Source organism: Pseudomonas sp. 910_23 (genome assembly GCF_052850795.1).
On record NZ_VXCZ01000011.1, the window covers coordinates 168,380 to 194,108 of the forward strand.

22 protein-coding genes are annotated in these 25,729 nt (G+C 61.1%); 11 read left to right on the forward strand and 11 right to left on the reverse strand.

What is annotated here, in order from left to right:
- The first annotated feature begins 2 nt into the window (after positions 1-2).
- The 4 genes from FW800_RS15665 (at position 3) to lpxC (ending at position 4,455) form a co-directional block, all read left to right on the forward strand.
- Complete coding sequence (locus FW800_RS15665; protein WP_032803262.1) at positions 3-872, forward strand: cell division protein FtsQ/DivIB; 870 nt, start codon at positions 3-5, stop codon at positions 870-872.
- Positions 873-887: 15 nt separating this feature from the next.
- Entirely contained in the window at positions 888-2,150 is a 1,263-nt protein-coding gene (gene ftsA, locus FW800_RS15670; protein ID WP_003188682.1) for a cell division protein FtsA, read from the forward strand.
- A 75-nt stretch (positions 2,151-2,225) separates the two neighbouring features.
- The gene (gene ftsZ / locus FW800_RS15675; RefSeq protein ID WP_005784951.1) at positions 2,226-3,431 is read left to right on the forward strand and encodes a cell division protein FtsZ; all 1,206 of its coding nucleotides are present in this window, start codon (positions 2,226-2,228) and stop codon (positions 3,429-3,431) included.
- Positions 3,432-3,543: 112 nt separating this feature from the next.
- Positions 3,544-4,455 (forward strand): UDP-3-O-acyl-N-acetylglucosamine deacetylase, encoded by a 912-nt coding sequence (lpxC, locus tag FW800_RS15680; protein ID WP_003171886.1) that lies wholly within the window; start codon positions 3,544-3,546, stop codon positions 4,453-4,455.
- Between the two features lie 62 nt (positions 4,456-4,517).
- Here lpxC and FW800_RS15685 read toward each other — a convergent pair whose 3' ends face one another.
- From FW800_RS15685 to FW800_RS15710, 6 genes are all read right to left on the reverse strand, one after another.
- Positions 4,518-6,014, reverse strand: a complete 1,497-nt coding sequence (locus FW800_RS15685) for a diguanylate cyclase (protein WP_446437926.1) — start codon at positions 6,012-6,014, stop codon at positions 4,518-4,520.
- Between the two features lie 169 nt (positions 6,015-6,183).
- A complete protein-coding gene (locus tag FW800_RS15690) occupies positions 6,184-7,506 on the reverse strand; it encodes an OprD family porin (RefSeq protein WP_446437927.1) in 1,323 nt (440 codons plus the stop codon).
- 382 nt (positions 7,507-7,888) lie between these two features.
- A complete protein-coding gene (locus FW800_RS15695; RefSeq protein WP_446437928.1) occupies positions 7,889-9,253 on the reverse strand; it encodes a heavy metal sensor histidine kinase in 1,365 nt (454 codons plus the stop codon).
- A complete protein-coding gene (locus tag FW800_RS15700) occupies positions 9,243-9,920 on the reverse strand; it encodes a heavy metal response regulator transcription factor (RefSeq protein ID WP_005784958.1) in 678 nt (225 codons plus the stop codon). The genes FW800_RS15695 and FW800_RS15700 overlap by 11 nt, the downstream gene beginning before the upstream one ends.
- Positions 9,921-9,927: 7 nt before the next feature.
- Positions 9,928-13,023 (reverse strand): multidrug efflux RND transporter permease subunit, encoded by a 3,096-nt coding sequence (locus tag FW800_RS15705; RefSeq protein ID WP_446437929.1) that lies wholly within the window; start codon positions 13,021-13,023, stop codon positions 9,928-9,930.
- Positions 13,020-14,186 (reverse strand): efflux RND transporter periplasmic adaptor subunit, encoded by a 1,167-nt coding sequence (locus FW800_RS15710; RefSeq protein WP_446437930.1) that lies wholly within the window; start codon positions 14,184-14,186, stop codon positions 13,020-13,022. The genes FW800_RS15705 and FW800_RS15710 overlap by 4 nt, the downstream gene beginning before the upstream one ends.
- A 193-nt stretch (positions 14,187-14,379) precedes the next feature.
- Between FW800_RS15710 and FW800_RS15715 the strand changes: the two genes are divergently transcribed.
- Together FW800_RS15715 and FW800_RS15720 are read left to right on the forward strand one after the other, a co-directional pair.
- Positions 14,380-14,613: a hypothetical protein gene (locus tag FW800_RS15715; RefSeq protein ID WP_005784964.1), complete on the forward strand. Its 234-nt coding sequence runs from the start codon at positions 14,380-14,382 to the stop codon at positions 14,611-14,613.
- A 163-nt stretch (positions 14,614-14,776) separates the two neighbouring features.
- Positions 14,777-15,559, forward strand: coding sequence for a transporter substrate-binding domain-containing protein (locus FW800_RS15720; RefSeq protein WP_446437931.1), 783 nt, complete (start codon positions 14,777-14,779; stop codon positions 15,557-15,559).
- Between the two features lie 51 nt (positions 15,560-15,610).
- Here the strand turns inward: FW800_RS15720 and FW800_RS15725 are convergent, their stop codons facing one another.
- From FW800_RS15725 to FW800_RS15740, 4 genes are all read right to left on the reverse strand, one after another.
- Complete coding sequence (locus tag FW800_RS15725; RefSeq protein WP_103734610.1) at positions 15,611-16,354, reverse strand: YkgJ family cysteine cluster protein; 744 nt, start codon at positions 16,352-16,354, stop codon at positions 15,611-15,613.
- Positions 16,355-16,462: 108 nt separating this feature from the next.
- Positions 16,463-16,945, reverse strand: coding sequence for a GNAT family N-acetyltransferase (locus FW800_RS15730; protein WP_248131771.1), 483 nt, complete (start codon positions 16,943-16,945; stop codon positions 16,463-16,465).
- A 3-nt stretch (positions 16,946-16,948) separates the two neighbouring features.
- Positions 16,949-17,851, reverse strand: coding sequence for a chemotaxis protein CheV (locus FW800_RS15735; protein ID WP_005784972.1), 903 nt, complete (start codon positions 17,849-17,851; stop codon positions 16,949-16,951).
- A 198-nt stretch (positions 17,852-18,049) separates the two neighbouring features.
- Complete coding sequence (locus tag FW800_RS15740) at positions 18,050-19,024, reverse strand: 2-hydroxyacid dehydrogenase (RefSeq protein WP_216090763.1); 975 nt, start codon at positions 19,022-19,024, stop codon at positions 18,050-18,052.
- A 211-nt stretch (positions 19,025-19,235) separates the two neighbouring features.
- On the opposite strand from FW800_RS15740, the gene FW800_RS15745 reads away from it, so the two are divergent.
- The gene (locus FW800_RS15745; protein WP_078820319.1) at positions 19,236-19,628 is read left to right on the forward strand and encodes a hypothetical protein; all 393 of its coding nucleotides are present in this window, start codon (positions 19,236-19,238) and stop codon (positions 19,626-19,628) included.
- 56 nt (positions 19,629-19,684) lie between these two features.
- Here the strand turns inward: FW800_RS15745 and FW800_RS15750 are convergent, their stop codons facing one another.
- Positions 19,685-20,653 (reverse strand): LysR family transcriptional regulator, encoded by a 969-nt coding sequence (locus FW800_RS15750; protein ID WP_032877708.1) that lies wholly within the window; start codon positions 20,651-20,653, stop codon positions 19,685-19,687.
- A 181-nt stretch (positions 20,654-20,834) separates the two neighbouring features.
- On the opposite strand from FW800_RS15750, the gene FW800_RS15755 reads away from it, so the two are divergent.
- Genes FW800_RS15755 through FW800_RS15770 form a run of 4 tightly spaced genes read left to right on the forward strand, consistent with a single transcriptional unit; the run spans position 20,835 to position 25,595 of the window.
- Positions 20,835-22,346, forward strand: coding sequence for an efflux transporter outer membrane subunit (locus FW800_RS15755; RefSeq protein ID WP_248134872.1), 1,512 nt, complete (start codon positions 20,835-20,837; stop codon positions 22,344-22,346).
- A gap of 10 nt (positions 22,347-22,356) precedes the next feature.
- A complete protein-coding gene (locus FW800_RS15760) occupies positions 22,357-24,534 on the forward strand; it encodes an FUSC family protein (RefSeq protein WP_032877705.1) in 2,178 nt (725 codons plus the stop codon).
- A complete protein-coding gene (locus tag FW800_RS15765) occupies positions 24,524-24,724 on the forward strand; it encodes a DUF1656 domain-containing protein (RefSeq protein ID WP_005784982.1) in 201 nt (66 codons plus the stop codon). The genes FW800_RS15760 and FW800_RS15765 overlap by 11 nt, the downstream gene beginning before the upstream one ends.
- Before the next feature lie 10 nt (positions 24,725-24,734).
- Positions 24,735-25,595: an efflux RND transporter periplasmic adaptor subunit gene (locus FW800_RS15770; protein WP_032877703.1), complete on the forward strand. Its 861-nt coding sequence runs from the start codon at positions 24,735-24,737 to the stop codon at positions 25,593-25,595.
- Positions 25,596-25,729: the final 134 nt, after the last annotated feature.

A 25,729-nucleotide genomic window follows, 5' to 3' on the forward strand; every position in this document is an offset into this window, starting at 1 on the left:
ACATGAAAGGCGCATCGCTTCGTCATCAGCCCCCACAAGCACCGAGCCGCAAGCCGGTGCCACGGGGTGCCAGCCGCATGGTGGCCAAAGAGCCGATGTCGGCGCGCCTGCCCAAAGCCAACTTTGGTTTTATCAAGGCGCTGTTCTGGCCGGTATTGCTGGTGGTGCTGGGGTTCGGTACCTACGAAGGCGCGCAGCGCCTGCTGCCGTATGCCGACCGGCCGATCACCAAGATCAGCGTGCAGGGCGACTTGAGCTACATCAGCCAGCAGGCGGTACAGCAGCGCATCGGCCCGTACCTGGCCGCGAGCTTCTTTACCATCGACCTGGCCGGTATGCGCTCGGAGCTGGAACAGATGCCGTGGATCGCACACGCCGAAGTGCGCCGCGTATGGCCCGACCAGGTGACGATCCGCCTGGAAGAACAACTGCCCGTGGCCCGTTGGGGTGATGAAGCGCTGTTGAACAACCAGGGCCAGGCGTTCACCCCGCGTGAGCTGGCCAATTATGAGCACCTGCCGCAGCTATTCGGGCCGCAGCGGGCGCAGCAGCAAGTGATGCAGCAGTACCAGGCCTTGAGCCAGATGCTGCGGCCACTGGGCTTCTCCATTGCACGCCTGGAACTGCGTGAACGGGGCAGCTGGTTTTTGACGACCGGGGCAGGCAGTTCCGGCCCGGGCATCGAGTTGTTGCTGGGACGCGACCGCTTGGTGGAAAAGATGCGCCGCTTTATTGCCATCTATGAAAAAACCTTGAAAGAACAGATTACGAACATTGCGAGCGTCGACCTGCGTTACGCCAACGGCCTGGCCGTCGGCTGGCGTGCACCGGCCGCGCCCACGGCAGCACAACCCGCTGTCGCGAAGAATTAAGAAGAGGCAGGACCCATGGCAAACGTGCAAAGCGGCAAAATGATCGTCGGTCTCGATATCGGCACCTCCAAGGTGGTGGCGCTGGTGGGCGAGGTTGGGGAAGACGGCGCGATCGAAATCGTCGGTATTGGCACGCATCCGTCCCGGGGCCTGAAGAAGGGCGTGGTGGTGAACATCGAGTCCACCGTGCAATCGATCCAGCGCGCCATCGAAGAAGCGCAGCTGATGGCCGGTTGCCGGATTCACTCGGCGTTTGTCGGCGTGGCCGGCAACCATATCCGCAGCCTGAATTCCCATGGCATCGTGGCGATCCGCGACCGTGAAGTCAGCTCGGCCGACCTTGAGCGCGTCCTCGACGCCGCCCAGGCCGTGGCGATCCCGGCTGACCAGCGCGTGCTGCACACCCTGCCGCAGGACTACGTGATCGATAACCAGGAAGGCGTGCGCGAGCCCCTGGGCATGTCGGGCGTACGTCTGGAAGCCAAGGTCCACGTGGTGACCTGCGCCGTCAACGCCGCACAGAACATTGAAAAATGCGTGCGCCGTTGCGGCCTGGAAATCGACGACATCATTCTCGAGCAGTTGGCTTCGGCCTACTCGGTACTCACCGACGACGAAAAAGAGCTGGGCGTGTGCCTGGTGGACATCGGCGGCGGCACCACCGACATCGCGATCTTCACCGAGGGTGCGATCCGTCACACCGCGGTGATCCCGATTGCCGGCGACCAGGTCACCAACGACATCGCCATGGCGTTGCGTACACCGACCCAGTACGCCGAAGAAATCAAGATCCGCTACGCCTGCGCCCTGGCCAAACTGGCCGGTGCCGGCGAGACCATCAAGGTGCCAAGCGTGGGCGACCGTCCACCGCGCGAACTGTCGCGCCAGGCTCTGGCCGAAGTGGTCGAGCCGCGCTACGACGAACTGTTCACCCTGATCCAGGCCGAACTGCGTCGCAGCGGCTACGAAGATCTGATCCCGGCCGGCATCGTGCTGACCGGTGGCACCTCGAAAATGGAAGGCGCGGTCGAACTGGCCGAAGAGATCTTCCACATGCCTGTGCGCCTGGGCGTGCCCCATGGCGTGAAAGGCCTGGGCGACGTCGTGCGCAACCCGATTTACTCCACCGGTGTGGGCTTGCTGTTGTACGGGCTGCAAAAGCAGACCGATGGCATTTCCCTGTCGGGCCCGAGCATCCGCGACAGCTACCGCAGTGACGACGAAGCCAAAGCGCCGTTGTTCGAGCGGTTGCAGGCTTGGGTCAAAGGCAATTTCTAAAGATTTACCGCGACACCGCAGCACCCGCAGTAAGCAGTAGGCGAAAAAACTAGAGAAAACGAAAGGAGAGGGAACATGTTTGAACTCGTAGACAACATCCCCGCTAGCCCGGTTATCAAAGTAATCGGTGTCGGCGGTGGCGGCGGCAACGCTGTCAACCACATGGTCAAGAGCAACATTGAAGGCGTTGAATTCATCTGCGCCAACACTGATGCCCAGGCGCTGAAAAGCATCGGCGCGCGGACCATCCTGCAATTGGGCACAGCGGTGACCAAGGGCCTCGGCGCTGGCGCCAATCCGGAAGTCGGCCGTCAAGCCGCTCTGGAAGACCGCGAGCGTATTGCCGAAGTGCTGCAAGGCACCAACATGGTGTTCATCACCACCGGCATGGGCGGCGGTACCGGTACCGGTGCTGCTCCGATCATTGCCGAAGTAGCCAAGGAAATGGGGATTCTGACCGTTGCGGTCGTGACGCGTCCGTTCCCGTTCGAAGGCCGCAAGCGCATGCAGATCGCCGACGAAGGTATCCGTCTGCTGTCTGAAAGCGTCGACTCGTTGATCACCATCCCCAACGAGAAACTGCTGACCATCCTGGGCAAGGACGCAAGCCTGCTGTCTGCGTTCGCCAAGGCTGACGATGTACTGGCCGGTGCCGTTCGCGGTATCTCCGACATCATCAAGCGTCCGGGCATGATCAACGTCGACTTTGCCGACGTTCGTACCGTCATGAGCGAAATGGGCATGGCGATGATGGGCACTGGCTGCGCCAGCGGTCCTAACCGTGCACGCGAAGCGACCGAAGCGGCCATCCGCAACCCGTTGCTCGAAGACGTGAACCTGCAAGGTGCACGCGGCATCCTGGTGAACATCACCGCAGGTCCCGACCTGTCCCTGGGTGAGTACTCCGACGTGGGTAGCATCATCGAAGCCTTCGCGTCCGAGCACGCCATGGTCAAGGTGGGTACCGTTATCGATCCGGACATGCGTGATGAACTGCATGTAACCGTGGTTGCGACCGGCCTGGGTGCGAAAATCGAGAAGCCTGTAAAGGTCATCGACAACACCCTGCACAACAGCCAGGTCAGCCAGGCTAATCAGGCAGCGGCCGCTGCAGCACCTGCTCGCCAGGAACTGCCGTCGGTGAACTACCGTGATCTGGACCGTCCGACCGTGATGCGCAACCAGGCCCAGGCCGGTGCTGCTGCATCCCGTAGCCTGAATCCGCAAGATGATCTGGACTACCTGGACATCCCGGCATTCCTGCGTCGTCAGGCCGATTAATGGAATGTATCAGGGCTATGAAGGTGATTGGTGTTCAGCAAAGGTCTGGTCTGTTATTATCGCCAGCCTTTGTTGATACCAGTTCGCAATTTGCGCTGAAGCGGTCCAAGCCATGATTAAACAACGCACCCTGAAGAATATTATCCGTGCCACAGGTGTAGGTCTGCACTCCGGGGAGAAGGTATACCTGACCCTCAAGCCCGCACCTGTCGACACCGGCATCGTGTTTGTTCGTGCCGACCTGGACCCTGTGGTGCAGATTCCTGCTCGCGCGGAAAACGTTGGCGAAACCACGATGTCGACCACTCTGGTCAACGGTGACGTCAAAGTGGACACGGTGGAGCACTTGCTCTCGGCCATGGCTGGCCTGGGCATCGATAACGCCTACGTCGAGCTCTCCGCGTCCGAAGTCCCGATCATGGATGGCAGCGCTGGACCCTTCGTATTCTTGATTCAATCTGCCGGCCTGGAAGAACAGGACGCAGCCAAGAAGTTCATTCGCATTCTGCGGGAAGTGACAGTAGAAGACGGCGACAAGCGCGCCACCTTCGTCCCGTTCGAAGGCTTTAAAGTGAGCTTTGAGATCGATTTCGATCACCCGGTATTCCGTGACCGCACCCAAAGTGCAAGCGTGGATTTTTCCAGCACTTCGTTCGTAAAAGAAGTCAGCCGCGCCCGTACCTTTGGTTTCATGAGTGACATCGAGTACCTGCGCAAGCACAACCTCGCACTCGGCGGCAGCGTTGAAAACGCCATTGTGGTCGACGCGGATGGTGTACTGAACGAAGACGGCCTTCGCTACGAAGACGAATTCGTGAAGCACAAGATCCTCGATGCAATCGGTGACCTCTACCTGCTGGGCAATAGCCTGATAGGCGAGTTCAAAGGCTTCAAGTCGGGCCACGCCCTTAACAACCAGCTGCTGCGCAAGTTGATTGAGCAGACAGACGCTTGGGAAGTCGTGACCTTCGAAGATGCCAGCACCGCACCGATCTCTTACATGCGTCCCGTTGCGGCGGTGTAAGTAACAACTCTCTTTCTTTAGTTTTTAAAGGCTGCCTTCGGGTGGCCTTTTTTTATGGCGTTTTATATGGGAAGGGTTGCCGCATCCACAATGCGGTTACGCCCACTGTGCTTGGCCTCATACAACGCTTGGTCAGCCTTGAGCAGCAAGTCCTCAAGGGTGATACGGCTGTGCTTGTGCCAGGTACTCATGCCGATGCTCACCGTGATCGGCTGATCATCCCCGGCCACCTGCGGCAAATGCTGAACGCTCTGGCGGATACGCTCGGCGATCACCCAGGCGCCCTTGGCGTCGGTATGGGGCAGCACCGCGGCGAACTCTTCACCGCCATAACGCGCGGCCAGGTCGGCCGGGCGGCGGATAGTGCTGTTGATTACCTGCGCGACTGCCCGCAACGCATCATCCCCACCCTGATGGCCGTGGCGGTCGTTGAAGGCCTTGAAGTGGTCCACGTCGATCATCAGCACAGTCAGCGGCTCGGTTGAGCGCTGCGCACGGTCCCATTCCATACGCAAGCGCTCGTCCAGAGTACGACGGTTGGCCAGGCCGGTGAGGGCGTCGGTGGCTGCCAGTTCTGACAGCACTTGCTCAGCACGATGGCGACGGCGCAATTCCATGCACAGCGCCCAGGTCAGCCACAACAGACCCACACATAATACCCCCGTCGCAAGACTGACCAGCCACGCCGCACGCCGCCAGGGCGCGAACACTTCATCACTGGAAAGGGCCACCGCAACGATCAATGGCAAATTGCCCACATTGGAGAAACTGTAAAGGCGTGCCTGATGGTCGACACTGGAGATGCTTTGGAAACTGCCGTCCCGTTCACGCAGCATACGTGCGACGTTGGGGCGTTGGCTCAGGTCCTTATTGATGATATCCGCTTCCAGCAAAGGCTCTTGCGCCAGCAGGATGCCTTGGTGGTTGAGCAGGTTGATCGTGCTGTTGCTGCCGATATTCAGGCTGGTGAACAGCTGGTGGAAGTACGACAGACGCATGGAAGCCACGGCCACTCCCAGGAAGCGCCCGTCCGGTGACGAAACGCGGCGGCTGAAAGCAATGCGCCATTGGTCATCGCACACACAGCGGGCCATGAACGGACGGCTGATGTACAACCCCACGTCCGGATTCTGGCGGTGAACCTGAAAATAGTCCCGATCAGCGAAGTTGCCGGGCTTGATCGTGAGCAGTGACGAGTCGGCAATCACCTCGCCGGTGGGATCCAGCAACAGGACATCGCCCTTGTATGGCGCGGCGGCGGAGCGGTCGAACAGCACCAACTGACGGATACTCGCGGATACATCCTGCAGGTCAGTACGTTCGGTCGCGGCGATCAAACCCTTGAGGCCCACATCGTAGAGTTCGACATTGCGCAACACGTCGGCGTCGATCAATTGGGTGATGGTATTGGCGGTGCGCTTGGCCGTCTGCAAGGTATTGGCGTGTTCACGAATCAGCAGCGCCGTGACGACTCCCACGATCAGCAACACTGTCAGCGTGCTGCCCAGGATAAGCAGGCGCTCAGGGCGGCGGTCAGGGCGGGTAAGGCTTGGGCTCATCGGACGCACTTCTGCTTTGGGGTTGCCAATAGCTTAGTAGTAACTCTGGAATAGGTCGCAGAACCAAATGTGGGAGGGGGCTTGCTCCCGATAGCTGAGTGTCAGTCAATAATAGGTTGACTGACCCAACGCCATCGGGAGCAAGCCCCCTCCCACATTAGGAACGCTGTCAGAAGACGTTGATCGGGTAATCCATAATCACGCGGTACTCATCCACGTCCCGATCCACTGCCGAGTAGCCATTGCCACCGCGATTGGTCGCCCATTGCAGGCGCACCGCGAGGTCCTTGGCTTTACCGCCTTGCACCACATATTTCACGTCGATATCCCGTTCCCAATGCTTGGCGTCCTTGCCGTCGGCGCTGTACCAACTGCTGTAGCCACGACTGTTGGGGTCGACCTTGGTCAGGTCGGTCTTGCCGCTGATGTAGGACACGGCAGACGTCAGCCCCGGCACGCCGAGGCCGGCGAAGTCGTAGGCGTACTTGAGCTTCCAGGAGCGCTCGTTGGGGCCGTTGAAGTCCGAGTACTGCTGGGAGTTGTCCAGGTACACGCTGTCGCCCTGGGTGATGTAGTCGAACGGCGTGTCGCCGTTGACCCGCTGATAGGTGGCCGTGACGCTGTGGTTGCCCACGCCTACAGTGAAATGCAGGCTGTAGGTGTTGTTGTCGATATCACCCAGCAGCGATTGGCCGGTGTCCTGGGTGTGGTAGTAGTGCAGGCCGGGGGTCAGGCTGACCAGATCATTGAGGGCGTAGGTATATTCGAGGTCGTAGTAGTACTGGTGCCATACGTCCTTGAGCTCGGAGGCGTACAGGTTGCTGGTCAGCCCGGCAATGCCGCTGAACGACACGCCGGCCCAGTCCAGGTGCTGGCTGTCGGCATTGGCCGGCAATGCACCGTAGCTGGTGCCGATGCGCCGATGGCCGCTCTGGTTGTAGAGCTTGGTGAAGCTGGCCTGGCCGCCTTCGATCATCCAACCGTCAAAGCTGTGGTTGGTCAGGCTTACACCCCGGAACGTCTGCGGCAACATGCGCGTCATGCCGCCGGCGATCACCGGGTTGTTGAGGAACAGGTCGCCGGCTTTCAGTTCGGTATCGAAGGCACGCATTTTCAAGGTGCCGCCGGCGGTGGAAAACGAACCCGGTGCCTTGCCGTTGCCGCTGCCGTAGGGAAGGATGCTGGAGCCATCAGTGCCGCCGCCGCCGTCGAGCTTCAGGCCGAGCATGGCGTTGACGTCCAGGCCAAAGCCGACGGTGCCCTGGGTGTAGCCGGACTCGAAGGTGCCGATAAAGCCCTGGCCCCATTCCTTGCTGTCATCGATATGGATGTCACGACGGTCGCGGTTCATGTAGTAGTTGCGGGTGTTGACCGTGAGGTGCGAACCCTCGACGAAGCCTTCGTCGGGCGGGGCGTCCGCCGCGTGGGCAAGGGGGATGATCGTTGCTGCGATTGCGAGGAATAACGGGGTGAACGTCAGCGAGTTCTTCACCGGTGGAGCTCCTTTGGTCAATCATGAACGGCCAGTGTCGTGGGGTGTGCCCGGCCTTTTTTCACGGCAAAAAAAAGCCGCTGAAGTCAGCGGCTTTAAGACAGATTCCCAGTGTAGAGCCCTGGAAATAAGTCGAGGGAAATTCGGGTAAGCGGGTCAGCTGCCTTTGCCGTCGCGCTCATCGATGCGTCAAAGTAACGCAGGCGAGCGGTGCGATACAGAGTGTAACAAGATAATAACTATTGCCCAAATCGCAACAGTGTGGGCGATAGGATCTTCTGTGGGAGCTGGCTTGCCTGCGATGCAGACACCTCGGTATGCCAGGCGCACCGGGGTGATGCTATCGCAGGCAAGCCAGCTCCCACATTTTTGACCGAGTTGTTTAGACCGGAAGGGTGATACCAAAGGTATTGCCACCGCCTTCGCTGCGCACAAACACGTCCCCGCCATGCATCAACGCAATCGCCTTGACGATCGCCAGCCCCAGCCCGTGATTGGCCCCGCTGTTGCTGCGTGATGCATCCACCCGGTAGAAACGTTCGAACAGGCGTGGCAAGTGTTCGCTGGCGATCGCCTCGCCCGGGTTGGTCACGCCAATCGCTACCTGTTGCCCCTGCACCTGGATGTGCACGTTGATAACCTGTCCGGGCGCGGTATGTTGCACGGCATTGCTCAGCAGGTTGATCAGCGCACGCCGCAGGTGGGCCTTTTCGATCTGCACCCGGGCATCACCGTGCACCCGCACCCGCACCTGAGCGTCTTCGAGGATGAAGTCCAGGTAATCGAGGGTGGTGGCCACTTCATCGGCCAGGGAGCATTCGATCAGCTTGGTGGCTTTGCTGCCCTGGTCGGCGCTGGCGAGGAACAGCATGTCGTTGATGATCGAGCGCAGCCGTTCCAGCTCTTCCAGGTTCGATTGCAACACCTCGAAATAGTGCTCGGCCGAACGCCCGCGTGTCAGTGCGACTTGGGTCTGGCCGATCAGGTTGGTCAGCGGCGAGCGCAGTTCATGGGCCACGTCGGCGTTGAACGATTCCAGGCGCGAGTAGGCTTGTTCCACGCGGTCGAGAGTGGCATTGAACGAATTGACGAACAGGCTCAACTCCGGCGGCAGCGGTGACAATTGCAAGCGCCCGGAGAGTTTGGGCGGGGCGAGTTTGCGCGCTTCGTCGGAGAGCTTTTCCAGTGGCTTCAAGCCGATGCGCGCAACCCAGAAACCCAGCAGCGCGGCCATGACCACACCCACCATTGCCAGGCTGATCAACGCCACCAGCAAATGATGCTGGGTGGCGCGGAAGTTTTCGGTGTCGATGGCGATCATAAAGCGCAACGCCGGGCGCTGGTCCTTGGCCGCAAACTGGCTGACCAGCACCTTGAACGGATAAGCGTGGCCGGGCAGGCGCAGGTCGCGCTTGCCCGTCGGGCCCTGTGCAAAGGCGCGGATTTGCGCGTCCGGCTCGCCATATTCATAGCTCGGGTCGCTGCTGACCACCCAGAATCGAATGCGCTTGTCCTCTTCCCCCAGCAGCTTGAGCTTGGACTTTATCTTGACCCAATGCTCCGGCGTGCCGAAGCGGTTCACCGACGATTCCAGCACGCTGTAGCGCGCATCCAGTTCGGCGCCCGGCAACAACCCCAGGCCGCGATCCACCTGCTGGTACAGCGCGCCGCCGATCAACACGAAGATCAGCAGCGCCACCAGGGTGAACATGCCGCTCAGGCGCAGGGCGATGGAGTTAGCCGACACTGCGGTTCTCCAGCACATAGCCCATGCCACGAATAGTGTGCAGCAGCTTGTGTTCGAACGGCCCGTCGAGCTTGGCGCGCAGGCGCTTGATCGCCACTTCCACCACGTTGGCATCGCTGTCGAAATTGATGTCCCAGACCATCTCGGCAATCGCGGTCTTGGACAGGATTTCTCCCTGGCGCCGCGCCAACACGCTGAGCAGCGAGAACTCCTTGGCGGTCAGGTCCAGGCGTACACCGTTGCGACTGGCCTTGCGGCTGATCAAGTCGATCCACAGGTCGGCGACGGTTACCTGCACCGGCTCATGGCCGCCGCTGCGGCGGGTCAGGGCTTGCAGGCGCGCCACCAGCTCAAGAAACGAAAACGGCTTGCCCAGGTAATCATCGGCGCCCTCACGCAGGCCGCGAATGCGGTCCTCCACGCGCTCGCGGGCGGTGAGCATGATCACCGGCGTCTGCTTGCGGGCGCGCAACGCCCGCAATACGCCAAAGCCGTCCAGGCCGGGGAGCATCACGTCGAGCACGATCACCGCGTATTCATTCTCCAGCGCCAGGTGCAGGCCCTCGACGCCTTCGCGTGCCACATCGACGGTGTAGCCTTGCTCTGTCAGGCCACGGTGCAGGTAGTCTGCGGTTTTCTCTTCATCTTCAATAATCAGGACGCGCATGACCGCCTCAGTGTGTGGTCGCCAGCGCCAGCGCTGGTTTGGGCCTGTGGAAAGTCCGTTCAAGGTACAAGTATATGACCGGAGTCGTGAACAGCGTCAGCGCCTGGCTCACCAGCAAGCCTCCCACCACCGCAATGCCCAGCGGTTGACGCAGTTCCGCCCCCGGGCCCGAGCCCAGCATCAAGGGCACCGCGCCGAGCAGGGCGGCGAGGGTGGTCATGATGATCGGTCGGAACCGCGTGACGCAGGCTTCATAAATTGCATCCTCCGGCGTCAGCCCGCGCATGCGCTGGGCCTCCAGTGCAAAGTCGATCATCAAAATGCCGTTTTTCTTGACGATGCCGATCAGCAACACCAGGCCGATCAAGGCCATGATCGAAAAGTCCTGGCCCAGCAGCCACAGCATGATCAGCGCCCCCAGGCCCGCCGAGGGCAAGGTAGAAATGATCGTCAGTGGGTGCACGAAACTCTCGTACAGCACACCCAGGATGATGTACACCGCCACCAGCGCTGCGAGGATCAGCCACGGTTGGCTGGCCAGCGAACTCTGGAACGCCTGGGCCGCGCCCTGGAAGTTGCCGATGAGGGTGCTCGGCATACCGATGTCGCTCTTGGCCTGGTCGAGCATGATCACCGCGTCGCCCAGGGCCACGCCGGGCGCCAGGTTGAACGACAGGTTGGCGGCGGGGAACATGCCGTCATGGCTGATGGACAATGGCCCCACGCTGGGCGGCTCGACCCTGGCCAGTGCCGACAGCGGCACCATTTCGTTGGTCAGCGGCGAGCGCAGGTAAAAGTAGTTGAGGCTTTCGGCCTTGCCGCGTTGCTGGCTGTCCAGTTCGAGTATCACTTGGTACTGGTTGATCTCGGTCTGAAACTCGTTGATCTGGCGCTGGCCGAAGGCGTCGTACAGCGCCTGGTCGACATCGGTGGCGGTCAGGCCGAAGCGGGCCGCGGCCTGGCGGTCGATGTTGATGTGGGTAATGCTGCCGCCCAGTTGCAGGTCGTTGGACAGGTCACGAAACGCCGGGTTGCTGCGCAGTTTCTCGGTGAGGCGTTGGGTCCAGGTGTTGAGCGTCGGGCCGTCGTTGCTCTTGAGCACGTATTGGTACTGGGCGCGGCTGGGGCCGGAGCTCAAGTTGATGTCCTGGCCGGCGCGCAGGTACAGCACGATACCGGGCACCTTCGCCAGTTGCGGGCGCAGGCGGTCGATGAACTGGCTGGCGGACACGTCGCGATCACCGCGATCTTTCAAGGCAATCCAGAAGCGCCCGTTGGCGATGGTCTGGTTGCTGCCGGTGACGCCCACCGAGTGGGAAAACGCCTGCACCGCCGGGTCGGCCTTGACGATGTCCGCCAGGGCCTTGTGCTTGGCGACCATGTCTTTGTAGGACACATCGGCCGCCGCCTCGCTGGTGCCGAGCACGAAACCTGTGTCCTGCACCGGGAAGAAACCCTTGGGGATAAACACATAACCGACCACAGCCAGGGCCAGGGTCACCACGAAGATCGCCGCCATGCTGCGTTGGTGCGCCAGTGCCCGGCGCAGGTTGCGCGCGTAGCCGGCCAGCAGGCGCTCGCTGAAGGTGGGTTTGGCGTGGGCAGGATGGCTCGGTGCGCGCATGAACAAGGCGGCCAGGGTAGGCGCCAATGTCAGCGAGACCACCACCGAAATCAGGATGGTCGAAGTGGCCGTCAGCGCGAATTCCTTGAACAACCGCCCGACCACACCGCCCATGAACAGCAGCGGAATAAACGCCGCCACCAGCGAGAAGCTGATGGACACCACGGTAAAACCGATTTCGCCGGCCCCCTTGATCGCCGCTTCGTGCTGGCCCAGGCCAGCCTCCAGGTGCCGATGGATGTTCTCCACCACCACAATCGCATCGTCCACCACAAAGCCTACGGCGATCACGATAGCGACCAGGGTCAGGTTGTTCAGGCTGAACCCCATCACGTACATCAGGGCAAAACTGGCCACCAGCGATACACCCAGCACGGCCGACACAATCAGTGTCGCCGAGAGCTGGCGCAAAAACAGCGCCATCACCGCCACCACCAGCAGGATGGCGATCAGCAGGGTCATTTCCACTTCATGCAGGGAGGCGCGGATGGTCTTGGTGCGGTCGGTCAATACGCTGACCTGCACCGAGGCCGGCAACATGCCTTGCAGGCGCGGCAGTTCGGCCTGGATGCGGTCGACGGTTTCGACGATGTTGGCGCCGGGCTGACGCGAAATCACCAGGTTGACCCCTGGCGTATCGCCGGACCAGGCTTGCACGTAGGCGTTTTCCGAACCATTGATGACGTTGGCGATATCGCGCAGTTGAACCGGTGCGCCGTCTTTGTAGGAAACGATCAACTGGCCGTAGTCTTCGGGGTGAAACAGCTGGTCGTTGGTCGACAGAGTCGAGACGCTGTTCTCGCCATAGATCGCGCCCTTGGCCAAGTTGAGGCTCGACTGCTGAATGGCCAGGCGTATGTCGGCGAGGGTCAGCCCGATGGCCGCGAGTTTGTCGGGGGAGGCCTGCACGCGAATCGCCGGGCGTTGCTGGCCGGTGATGTTGATCTGGCCGACGCCGTCGATCTGGCTGATCTGGCGCGCCAGCAGGGTTTCCACGTAATCACTCAGCTCGGTGCTGGGCATGCTGCCTGAACTGACGCTGAGGATCAGTACCGGGCTGTCCGCCGGGTTGACCTTTCTCCAGGTCGGCAAGTTCGGCATATCGCTGGGCAGCTTGCCGGAGGCGGTGTTGATCGCGGCCTGGACTTCCTGGGCGGCGGTGTCGATGCTTTTTTCCAGAGTGAACTGCAACGTCAAAAGGCTTGAGCCCAAGGCGCTGCTGGAGGTCATCTGGGTCACGCCGGGGATGGCACTGAATTGCACTTCCAGGGGCGTGGCCACTGATGAGGCCATGGTGTCCGGGCTGGCACCGGGCAGTTGCGCGGTGACCTGGATCGTCGGAAATTCCGCTTCCGGCAACGGGGCGATGGACAGGCGTGGGAAGGCGATGACCCCCAGCAGTACCAAGGCAAACGTCAACAACAGGGTGGCGACCGGGTGATCAACGCACCAGGCCGAGGGAGAACGGCTGCCGCTCATGGTTGCACCGTGGCGTCAGCGGTCTGGATCACCTGTGGTGGCTCCTTGAGTACTTCCACCTGGGCGCCGGCCTTGAGCCGCGACTGACCGTCGCTGACCAGCACGTCCCCGGCCTGCACGCCGGTGATGATGTTGATCTCGCTGTCCTGATAGGCAACCTGTACCGGCACCACTTCTGCTTTATTACCGTTGACCCGGTACACGAAGTGCGCGTCCAGCCCACGCTGTACTACGGTCGGTGGTACTACTAGAACATGCTTGTCGAGGGCCGTCTGGATCTTGATGGTCACCAGTTGCCCCGGCCACAGCTTTTGCGCAGGGTTGTTGAACTCGGCCTTGGCCCGCAGGGTGCCAGTGGTGGAGCTGATCTGGTTGTCGATCAGGCTCAGGTGGCCTTCGCCGAGCAGGTGGCCGGTGTCGCCGTCGGTATCGGCGCCCAGGTAGGCGTCAACGCTGGCCGGGGTTGGCGCCGCGATCAGGCCCTGCAGGGTCGGCAGCATCTGCTGCGGCAGGGAGAACTCAACGGCGATCGGGTCGAGCTGGGTGACGGAGAACAACCCCTGGGTGTCGCTCATGCGCAGGAAATTACCTTCATCCACACTGCGAATGCCCACGCGACCACTGACGGGGGAGCGAATCTGGGTGTAGGAAAGTTGTACCTGAGCAGCATCAATCGCAGCCTGATTGCCCTGCACGGTGGCCCTGAGCTGGTTCACCAATGCCTGCTGCTGGTCATAGGTCTGCTTTGATACGCCGTCGTCAATGCTCAGTGCCTTGTAGCGCTTGAGGTTGACCAGTGCCACTTGCAACTGCGCCTGGCTTTCACCCAGTTGCGCCTTGGCCTGGTCGAGGCTGGCGCGGATCGAGCGGTCATCGAGGGTCGCCAGCAGGTCACCGGCCTTCACCGACTGACCTTCTTTGACCAGCAATCGGGTGAGGATGCCGTCGATCTGCGGGCGAATCACCACATTGTGCAACGACAGCACCGAGCCGATGCCGCTGACAAACCGCGGAACATCCTGTTGCGTCACGCTCACCACCCGCACGGGAATGGCGGTAGGCGCCGCCAGCCGTGCTTTGACCGGCCGGGTCAATGCCCAGGCTGCGACAGCCAGTATCAGGAGGGCTCCCACTATCAGGGCCATGTTTCGTTTGATCTGCATAGGAGGGCGCCGGCGCAAACTGCACGTTGGAGTTTGGAAAGCTGCTTTATAGCGCTGTTTCACCGTCAGCACGGTGACGGCAAACTGACAGCCGTGACAGTTAGGCTGTGTGAGCCTGTCGCTTGAAGTTACTGCTGGCAGCCTCGGCCCCGTATACTCGCGTTTTTACACCTATAGCTGTGCCGGAGCCCCTATGACTTCCCCCACCCAACCCCCTGTTGAAGCGGCCGACCTCGTTGATTCGGCCACCGCCGACAGTGCTGAAAAAGCCGAGATCCCGGCGTTCAAGTTCCCCTTCAAGCCGGGTGAACTGGCAGGCGCCAAAAACGCCAGCCAGCCCTGGTACAAAGGTGGCGCCAAGAACGGCCATACCAAGACCCCAGGCATGGCACCTCCAGGCACGCGCCGTTCGATGGGTAAACGTTAAGGCTAAATCGAAGCTCGCGTTATAGGCTGTTGCCTACGTCGCCTGTCGATATTTCTACTTGTAGGTCCGCGGTCGATTCTTGAAAGCTTGCACAGCGTTTGCTTCGTCCCGATGACGCTCCATCGGGACGAAGTGAGTAAGCTTTCCGGAAAAGGACGTTCCCGTGGCCCTGATACACCTCTGTGCAGTGCTTGCCTTCTTGCTCTCGACGACTGCCGTTGCGGGCGACGTTCAACCGCGGCGCGAGATCCGTTTCGCCGTGGCCGCGCATTTTCCCCCCTTTCAAAGCCGCAACCCGCAAGGGCAACTGGTGGGGCTGAACATCGAACTGGGCAATGCCTTGTGCGAACAACTCAACGTGCGCTGTATCTGGGTTGACCAAGTCGTCATGGAAAATTTTCCGGCCCTCGAAGCCCGGCAGTTCGACGCGATCATGGGTATGGCGCCGACATGTCGGCGCCGACAACGGGTAAGTTTTACCGATGACCTCTACCCGATCACCACCCGCCTGGTGGGTCGTAAAGGCTCAGGCTTGACCCCTGGCCGGCGCTCGCTCAAGGGCAAGCGCGTCGGGGTGTTGGTCAGGAGTAATCGTGAAGCCTTTGCGCTCTCGCAGTGGGCACCGGCGGGGGTGATCATCAGAAGTTTCTGGCTCAACGATCAACTGATCCAGAGCCTGGTGTCGGGTGATATCGATGCGACCTTGCAAGGTGCCGTGGAGATCCGTGAGGCGCTGCTCGACACAGCCGACGGCCTGGACTTCGGTTTCCTGGGGCCTGTGGTGTCATCGGGCCTGTTGGGCAACAGCGTGGCTATCGCGGTACGCAAACCTGATACCGCACTGCGCAATGAGCTGAACCATGCGCTTGAACAGCTGATGCAAAACGGCGAATACCAACGCATCCTCCAGCCCTATGGTCTGGATGTAGCGCCTGCCACTCCATGATCGCGATAGATCTCAATGCGGGAGCAGACTCAGTCAAATCCCCGTCGGCGGTCAGGCAGCCCGCAACGAGATAAACGCATAGTTGGCCGGCACTTCGGTGGCAATCTGCGCCCCGGCGTCCAGCAGTTGTTCGGCGATGTCCATACCGGATACATGGAACACCCATTCATTGGCCATGCTCGGCTGGACCACTGCCTGCTCGACAGCTTGGGCAAACGCCTGCATATCGGGCAGGTAGGCGGTAAAGCCGTCGCCCTTGAGTGCTGTGGTACGAATGCCGAGCAACGCACACACCGCTTCCTTGGTTTGTACATCATCACGGTCGGCCTGGCGCGAGCGGCCGATCAGTTCAGCCAGTTCCTTGTCCATTAACTCGCCACCGACGATCAAAGCCGGGCCCTGTTCCCAGGATTCTGGCGGGCAATCCTTGGCACTCGGGTTCAGCGGGATATGCGGGTTGATCTCCATCGGGTAGATCCGGCACACCAGTGGGCGTCGTTCATAGATACGGCAAAGGTTGTCTTCGTCAAGATTCCGGCAGCGTCCGGCGTTATAGGCGGCAAAGGTGATTGCCACAAACGCCTCGGTAGTGCCGCTGGGCACCATCACCGATCGGCGCTCGGCGTGTTCACGTTGTTGCAGGGGCAGGCCCAGGCCGTTGCCGAGGAAACCCTCGACCAGGACGATGACGTTACCGCCGTCCGCCGCCCAGCTACGGGCTTCTGCGAGGGTCAGGGGGACGTGATGGTCGCTGCAGCATTTGCCGCAACCTACGCAAGAAAACTGAGTGTTCATGGCGGATCTGTCACCAGGCTAGGTCAGAGGGCACGCTTGAGGGGTGACGGGTTTTTTACCTCTATCGACCGCTCGGCACTCTGGAAGCAAGTTATGCGCCAGGGGTTGTCAGCCCTTGGGCACAGTGTCGCGCAGGACAAATCTCATGCCGGCACTTTCATACAGTTGCCGGGCACGCAGGTTGCTTTCCAGCACCTTGAGGTCGACATAAGGTTCGCCGCGCTGCTTGAACACCTGAAAGCTGTGCAGCAACAAGGCGCGCCCCAGCCCCTGGCCCTGGGCGCAAGGATGTATCGCAAGGTTCTTGATGAAGGCGCTGGTCCAGCACTGGGCGACACCGAGAATGCCGTCGGCGTTAATGGCGACCAGGCACAACGTCGGGTCGCACTCGGCATCGGTCACGAACTGTCGGCGCCATTCATCCAGGCTGGCGACACGGCCTCCGCCCTGGTCTTGAGTCATGCGCAACACGGCATGGATCGCCGGGGCCAATTCATCCCGGTAATGATCCAGCCGCGTATTCGCTGGCCACTGCGGAGCGGGCAGGCTGCCCGTGAGGTCGCGACGCAGCAGCTGGAAATACTCGGCCACTGCTTACAGGCCCTTTTGTGCCACGGTTTGCGCGGCGATGACCAGGTACTTGGTCAGCTCCGGGGAGGAGAACTTGGTGAGCACCGCATCGGCACCGGCCAGGCGGGCTTTCTCGCTGTTCATCGCGCTGTCCAGGGAAGTGTGCAACAGCACGTATAGGTCCTTGAAATCCGGGGTTTCGCGCAGGGTGCGGGTAAGGGCGTAGCCGTCCATCTCGGACATCTCGATATCTGACACCACCACATTGATCTGCTCGCCCGTGCCTTGCAGTTCCAGCAACACATCGATGGCTTCCTTGGCGCTGCGCGCGGTGTGGCAGGTCAGGCCAAGGTTACGCAGGGTGTGTACCGACTGCTGCAAGGCCACTTGGCTGTCGTCCACCACCAGGATGCGGGCGTTGCCGAGCACTTCGGCTTCTTCCATGGTCAGGTCGGTCGGCGCCGTTTCAATCGGTGCCGGGGCGATGCCGTGGATGACTTTCTCGATATCCAGCACCTGTACCAGGCCACCTTCCACTTGGGTTACCCCAGTGATAAATGCACGGTTGCCCCCGGAGCCGTAGGGTGGCGGGCGGATGTCGGTGGTCAGGCAATGCACGATCTTGCTCACTGCCTGCACATGCAAACCCTGCTTGGAACGGCTGACGTCGGTGACGATCAGGCAGCCGCCGTCCGGGTCTTGCAAGGGCATTTCACCGAGGGCGCGGCTCAAGTCGATCACCGACAGCGAGGTGCCGCGCAAGGTGGCAATGCCTTTGACGTGCGGGTGGGACTCCGGCAGCTTGGTCAGCGGCGGGCAGGGGATGATTTCACTGACTTTCAACAGGTTGATGGCCATCAGCTTGCCGCTGCGCAGGGTAAAGAGCAGAAGCGAAAGTGAGTCTGCGCGGGCTTTGGTGGTGGACATAAAAACCTTCTGTGGATCAGGGATGACGATCATCTATGGAAGGTTATCGACTCGGCTGGCCTGGGCTTTAACCGGATTTTGTGTCGGGCACTGCTAATGTGGGAGGGGGCTTGCTCCCGATATCGGCGTGTCAGTCAGCAGATGTACAACTGACCCACCGCCATCGGGAGCAAGCCCCCTCCCACATTGGGTTATGTATCAGCCTTTCCAGGCCTGGGGATTCACCAGGTCCTGCGGGCGTTGGCCCAGCAGTGCGCTGCGCAGGTTATCCAAAGCACGATTGGCCATGGCTTCGCGGGTTTCACCGGTGGCCGAACCGACGTGCGGCAGGGTCACGGCATTGCTCAACTGGAACAGCGGCGATTCGGCCAGCGGTTCCTTTTCATACACATCCAGCCCGGCACCGCGAATTTTCTGGGTTTGCAGGGCTTCGACCAGCGCCGGTTCATCCACCACCGGCCCACGGGAAATATTGATCAGGATCGCGCTGGACTTCATCAGGCCTAATTCGCGCGTGCTGATCAGGTGACGGGTCTTGTCGCTCAATGGCACCACCAGGCAGACAAAATCCGCCTCGGCCAGCAACTGGTCCAGGCTACGGAACTGCGCGCCCAGTTCTTGCTCCAGCGCGGTCTTGCGGCTGTTGCCGCTGTACAGGATCGGCATGTTGAAACCCAGGCGCCCACGCCGGGCCACGGCCGCGCCGATATTGCCCAGGCCGACGATGCCCAGGGTCTTGCCGTGTACATCGCAGCCAAACAACGGCGCGCCGACGCTGGCTTTCCACTGACCGGCCTTGGTCCAGGCGTCCAGCTCGGCCACCCGGCGTGCGCTGCTCATCAGCAACGCAAAGGCCAGGTCGGCAGTGCTTTCGGTGAGTACATCAGGGGTGTTGGTCAGCATGATGCCGCGCTCGTTGAAGTACGGCACGTCGTAGTTGTCGTAGCCCACCGATACACTGGACACCACTTCAAGCTTGCTCGCGCCTTCAAGCTGTTCGCGGCCCAGCTTGCGGCCCACGCCGATCAAGCCGTGGGCATGGGGCAGGGCGTCGTTGAACTGCGCGTTGATATCACCCAGTTTGGGGTTGGGCACGATCACCTCGAAATCCTGTTGCAGGCGTTCGATCATCGGTGGGGTGATGCGGCTGAAGGCCAGGACAGTCTTTTTCATGGCAGGCGGGCTCGTCGACTACGGAAGAATGCCAAGCACGCTAACATTCCCGATAAGAATTTTGCAGGGTTTTGATCGGTCCTGCTTCTCTTCCATTGGTTTTAATACCTGTCAACTGTGAAAACTACGAGCTGTTCGGCCAATACGTGAGCGCCTATTCTCGTTTTTCAAGGCAGGGGTTGATGCCTTTGTTAAACAGGAGATCACTCTTATGAATATCGACGATGAGATAAAGCGAATCAGGGATTTTTTAGCCGCTGGTAAAACACGCAACGAGCCTGACGAGGCTTTGCCGCAGGCTCCCACAATCGAATTGATCGTCAATGGCGAGTTGTTCGTCGACCATGTACCTGGGACGGGGCTGAAGGTTGGGGTGGATTACGACACTATGCTGGAGGGTCAGGAGTTCGTTTTATATTTGTTCAGCAATACGCCTTCGGATGGCGACTATAACGAGACCGTTACAGTGATAGAGGTGAAACCTTACGTTGTTACCGTACCCAAGGAAAAGATTGAAAAGTTGCATAAAAACGAGCTTGGTCTTTGTCTTTACTTCATCGATGGCAAAGAAACCTCTGAGTGGACGACCTTCACCGTCAGATGATGCGTCCTATCAAGGCATACGGTGACCTGTTCAAAACCAGTCACCGCATGCCTGGCTCAATTACTCAAGCGAGCACCACCTAAACCACCGCTCAATTCATACGCCACCAGCTCCGCCTGGTGCGCCGCCAGAATTTCCGGCAACGAACCACGCAGGTACTCCACCCAGGTCTTGATCTTCGCATCCAGGTATTGGCGCGAAGGGTAGATGGCGTACAGGTTCAGTTCCTGGGAGCGGTAGGTCGGCATCACCCGCACCAGTGTGCCGTTGCGCAGCCCTTCGATGGCGGCATACACCGGCAGCAGGCCTACGCCCATGCCGCTGGTAATTGCGGTTTTCATCGCGTCGGCCGAGTTGACCAGGAACGGCGAGCTGTTGATCGCCACGCTTTCCTGACCTTCAGGCCCGTTGAAGGTCCATTTGTCCAGTTGGATCACCGGGCTGACCAGGCGCAGGCACGCATGGTTGAGCAAATCCTGCGGCCGCTGTGCACAGCCCTTGGCCTTGACGTATTCCGGGGAAGCACAGGCAATGCTGTAGGTGATGCCCAGGCGCTGGGACACGAAACCCGAGTCCGGCAGTTCACTGGCCAGCACGATGGACACGTCGTAGCCCTCGTCGAGCAGGTCCGGTACGCGGTTGGCCAGGGTCAGGTCGAAGGTCACGTCGGGGTGGGTGCGGCGGTAACGGGCAATCGCGTCGATGACGAAATGCTGGCCGATCCCGGTCATGGTGTGCACTTTCAACTGCCCGGCAGGGCGGGCGTGGGCGTCGCTGGCCTCGGCCTCGGCTTCTTCGACGTAGGCGAGGATCTGCTCGCAACGCAGCAAATAGCGTTTACCGGCCTCGGTCAGCGCGATACGCCGGGTGGTGCGGTTGAGCAAGCGGGTTTGCAGGTGGGCCTCAAGGTTGGAGACCGCGCGCGAGACATTGGCCGTGGTGGTGTCCAGTTGCACGGCGGCGGCGGTGAAGCTGCCGGCTTCGGCCACGCAACTGAAAGCGCGCATGTTTTGCAAAGTGTCCATGGAGTGTTCTCAAGGGAGATGACAAATTGTGACAGAAAGTTACGCCGACCAGTGATCCCTACCAACGGATTATCGCCTGAACGGTAACAAAGATTCACAGGAATGCCAGCTTATCGTCCTCCATGCCGCCGCCTAGAATTGCGCCACCTCTTGCGCAACACCTCTCAGGAATTCGCTTGCCGTGCCGCGTCGCATCAGCAGAGAGCTGAAGACTCTCAGTGTTTGGGCCTTATCGTTAGCCATCAGCGGTTGCATCGGAACCGGAGGAATTGCCCCCCAAGGCCAGGCCCTCAACGCCAATACCCTGGCCACCGATGAAGCCATTCAAGACGCCTCCCAGGATGCCCATTGGCCCACCGCCCAATGGTGGCAAGCCTACGGCGACCCGCAGCTCAACCGTTGGGTCGAACTCGCCACCCAGAACAGTCCCAGCCTGGCCGTGGCCGCCGCACGCGTGCGGCAAGCGCGGGCGCTGGCCGGGGTTGCGGAGTCGGCCGAGTCGTTGCAGATCAACAGCGACACCACCCTCAAGCGCCACAACTGGCCGAAAGATCAGTTCTACGGCCCCGGCGAATTGAGCGGCGCCAACACCTGGGATAACAACTCGTCCCTGGGTCTGAGTTATGCCCTCGACCTGTGGGGGCGGGAAAGCAACAGCACCGAACGTGCGGTCGACCTGGCGCACATGAGCGCTGCCGAAGCACGTCAGGCCCAGCTCGAACTGCAGAACAACGTGGTGCGCGCCTATATCCAGTTGTCGTTGCATTACGCCGACCGCGATATCGCCGCGGCCACCCTGGCCCAGCAACAGCAGATTCTCGACCTGGCCAACAAACGCCTTAACGCCGGGATCGGCACCCACTTCGACGTCAGCCAGGCCGAAACCCCGCTGCCGGAAACCCATCGCCAACTGGATGCCCTGGACGAGGAAATCGCCCTGAGCCGCAACCAGTTGGCGGCGCTGGCCGGTAAAGGCCCGGGCGAGGGTGCGCAGTTGCAACGCCCGACCCTGGCCCTGGCCGCGCCATTGAAGTTGCCCTCAAGCCTGCCTGCGCAACTGCTCGGCCAACGCCCGGATGTGGTCGCCAGCCGCTGGCAGGTGGCGGCCCAGGCCCGTGGCATCGATGTGGCCCACGCCGGTTTCTACCCCAACGTCGACCTGGTCGGCAGCCTCGGCTACATGGCCACGGGCGGCGGTATGCTGGAGTTCCTGGCTGGCAAGAAATTCAACTACAACGTCGGTCCGGCGATCACCTTGCCGATCTTTGATGGCGGCCGCCTGCGTGCTCAATTGGGCGAAGCCAGTGCCGGCTATGACATCGCGGTCGCCCAGTACAACCAGACGCTGGTCAATGCGCTCAAGGGCATCAGCGACCAGTTGATCCGCCGCGAGTCCATGGACAAGCAGTCGGCTTTCGCCGCGCAGTCGGTGGCCTCGGCGCAGAAGACCTACGACATCGCCATGATCGCCTACCAGCGTGGCCTCACCGACTACCTCAATGTGCTCAACGCCCAGACCCTGCTGTTCCGTCAGCAACAGGTCGAGCAACAGGTGCAGGCGGCGCGCCTGAGTGCCCATGCCGAACTGGTAACGGCATTGGGCGGCGGCCTTGGTGCCGGCAACGATGTGCCCCTGGATACCAAGACCCTCCCGAGCAAGACCCCGGCGGCACTTGCCGTGTTCGACCACTGAGTAGGATTCGATGACTTCCTTGCCTGCACCGCTGCGCTGGTTGCATTCCCTTGAGTGGCGCCGTGGCTTTTTCGACTGGGCACGCAGCGACGGCGTGACCTGGGTGTATATCTTCAAGGTACTGGTCGCCGCGTTCCTCACGCTGTGGCTGGCGATGCGCCTGGAACTGCCGCAACCGCGCACCGCGATGATCACTGTGTTTATCGTGATGCAGCCCCAGAGCGGCCAGGTGTTCGCCAAGAGTTTCTACCGTTTCCTCGGCACCCTGGCAGGCTCGGCGGTGATGGTGCTGTTGATCGCCTTGTTTGCACAGAACACCGAACTGTTCCTCGGCGCGCTGGCGATCTGGGTGGGCATTTGTACCGCTGGCGCTACGCGCAACCGCAACTTCCGCGCCTATGGGTTTGTGCTTGCCGGCTACACCGCCGCGATGGTCGGCCTGCCGGCGCTGGCTCACCCGGACGGCGCCTTTATGGCAGCGGTGTGGCGGGTGCTGGAAATCTCTCTGGGGATTCTGTGCTCGACAGTGGTCAGCGCCGCCATCCTCCCGCAGACCTCCAGCGCCGCCATGCGCAACGCGCTGTACCAGCGCTTTGGCGTGTTCGCGCTGTTCGTCACCGACGGCCTGCGCGGGCGCAGCCAACGCGAAGGGTTCGAGGCCAGTAACGTGCGCTTTATCGCCGAAGCCGTGGGCCTGGAAGGGCTGCGCAGCGTCACCGTGTTCGAAGACCCGCACATGCGCCGACGCAACGGGCGGCTCAGTCGCCTCAACAGCGAATTCATGAGCATCACCACGCGCTTCAACGCCTTGCACCAGTTGCTTGAACGCTTGCGTGCCGATGAGGCCGATCATGTGGTCGCAGCGATCAAACCCGGCCTGCAAGACCTGGCCGAAGTGCTCGACAGCTTCTCCGGTCGCGCCCTCACCAGTCCGGATGCCACGCGCCTGGTCAATCAACTGAGCGCCTACAAGGACGACCTGCCCGCCAAGGTGCGCAGCCTGCGGGCGAGCTTCCAGGACGGTAACCCGACCGAAGCCGAGCAGTTGGACTTTCATACCGCCTACGAGCTGCTGTACCGCTTCGTCGACGACCTGCACAACTACGCGCAAACCCACGCGTCCCTGGCTGACCACCGCCATGCGCGGGAAGACTGGCACGAAGCCTATACGCCAAAAACCAACTGGCTGGCCTGCGCCGCCGCCGGGGTGCGGGCCTCGTTTATCCTGATCGTGCTGGGCAGTTACTGGGTAGCCACCGCCTGGCCCAGCGGCGCGACCATGACCTTGATCGCGGCGGCCACGGTGGGCCTCTCCGCTGCCACACCCAACCCCAAGCGCATGGCGTTCCAGATGGCCTGCGGCACCTTGATCGGCGCCTTGGTCGGCTTTGTCGAAATGTTCTTCGTGTTCCCCTGGATCGACGGCTTCCCGCTGCTGTGCGTGATGCTCGCACCGGTGATCATCTTCGGTGCTTTCCTCTCCTCCCGCCCGCAGTACGCCGGTGTCGGCGTGGGCCTGTTGATTTTCTTCAGCACCGGCTCGGTGCCGGATAACCTCACGGTCTACAACCCCTACACCTTTATCAACGACTACATCGCCATGGTCATCGGCATGTTGGTGTGCGCGGCGGCGGGGGCGATCATCCTGCCACCCAACAGTCGCTGGCTGTGGCGCCGCCTGGAGCAGGACCTGCGTGAGCAAGTGGTGTATGCGATCAGCGGCAAGCTCAAGGGCCTGGCGTCGAGTTTTGAAAGCCGTACCCGCGACCTGCTGCACCAGGCTTATGGCCTCGCGGCCGGCCAGCCACAGGTGCAACGCGACCTGCTGCGCTGGATGTTCGTGGTGCTGGAGGTCGGCCACGCAATCATCGAGTTGCGCAAGGAGCAGGCGATCCTGCCGGTGCATCCGGCCTATGCCGAGTCCCAGCCGTGGCGCCAGGCAATCCGCGTGATGGGCCGTTCGCTGGTGCGCTTGTTCCTGCAACCCAGCGCCAGCAACCTGGAGCGCGGCTTGATCGCCGTCGACCATGCGATCAGCCGCGTGCAGGCCACCGACGAACCTTTCGCCCCGCACTTCGATACCTCAGCCCTGCGCCGGGTGAAGAGCTACCTGCACTTTATCCGCACCTCGTTGCTCGACCCGCAATCGCCGCTGGCGGCCCTCAAAGGAGCCTCGAATGCCTCGTGAAATCGCATTTCATGGCATCTATATGCCGACCATGACCCTGATGTTCCTGATCGCCGCCGGGCTGGCCTGGGCGATTGATCGCTTTCTGGCCGGGTTCGACCTGTACCGGTTTTTCTGGCACCCGGCGCTGTTGCGCCTGAGCCTGTTCGCTTGCCTGTTCGGCGCCCTGGCGCTGAGCGTCTACCGTTGAGAATGCCCCGATGAAAAAGTTTTTCAGCCTGCTCGCGACCTTGCTGGTGCTGGCCCTCGCGATCTGGATTGGCCGCACGTTGTGGGTGCACTACATGCAAACGCCATGGACCCGCGACGGCCGCGTGCGCGCCGACATCATCAACGTCGCGGCGGACGTTACCGGCGAAGTGGTGGACGTGCCGGTACGCGATAACCAACTGGTGAAAAAAGGCGACCTGCTGATGCAGATCGACCCCGAGCACTACCGCATCGCGGTCAAGCAGGCGCAATCGCTGGTGGCTTCACGCAAGGCTACCTGGGAGATGCGCAAGCTCAACGCCCACCGCCGCGCTGACCTCGACGCCCTGGTGATCTCCAGGGAAAACCGCGACGACGCCAGTAATATCGCCGACTCGGCCCTGGCCGATTATCAGCACGCCCTGGCGCAACTGGAGGCCGCTGAACTCAACTTGAAACGTACCCGTGTGCTGGCGGCAGTGGATGGCTACGTCACCAACCTCAACGTGCATCGCGGCGACTATGCGCGTATCGGTGAAGCGAAGATGGCTGTGGTGGATATGAATTCGTTCTGGGTCTATGGCTTCTTTGAAGAAACCAAGCTGCCCCACGTCAACGTCGGGGATAAAGCCGATATGCAATTGATGAGTGGCGAGACACTCAAGGGTCACGTGGAAAGCATCTCCCGTGGCATCTACGACCGCGACAACCCCGAGAGCCGTGAGCTGATTGCCGATGTGAACCCGACGTTCAACTGGGTGAGGTTGGCGCAGCGTGTGCCGGTGCGGATTCACATTGATGAAGTGCCGGAGGGCGTGCTGTTGGCGGCCGGGATTACCTGCACTGTGATCGTCAACCCAACACAAAACTAAACTGTGGGAGGGGCATGAGTATCTACACAACTTTTCGGTATACCGCGGGACCCTGTGGGAGGGGGCTTGCCCCCGATGGCGGCCTGACAGCCGACCAGGATGTTGGATCAGACCGAGTACATATCCGTTATTTG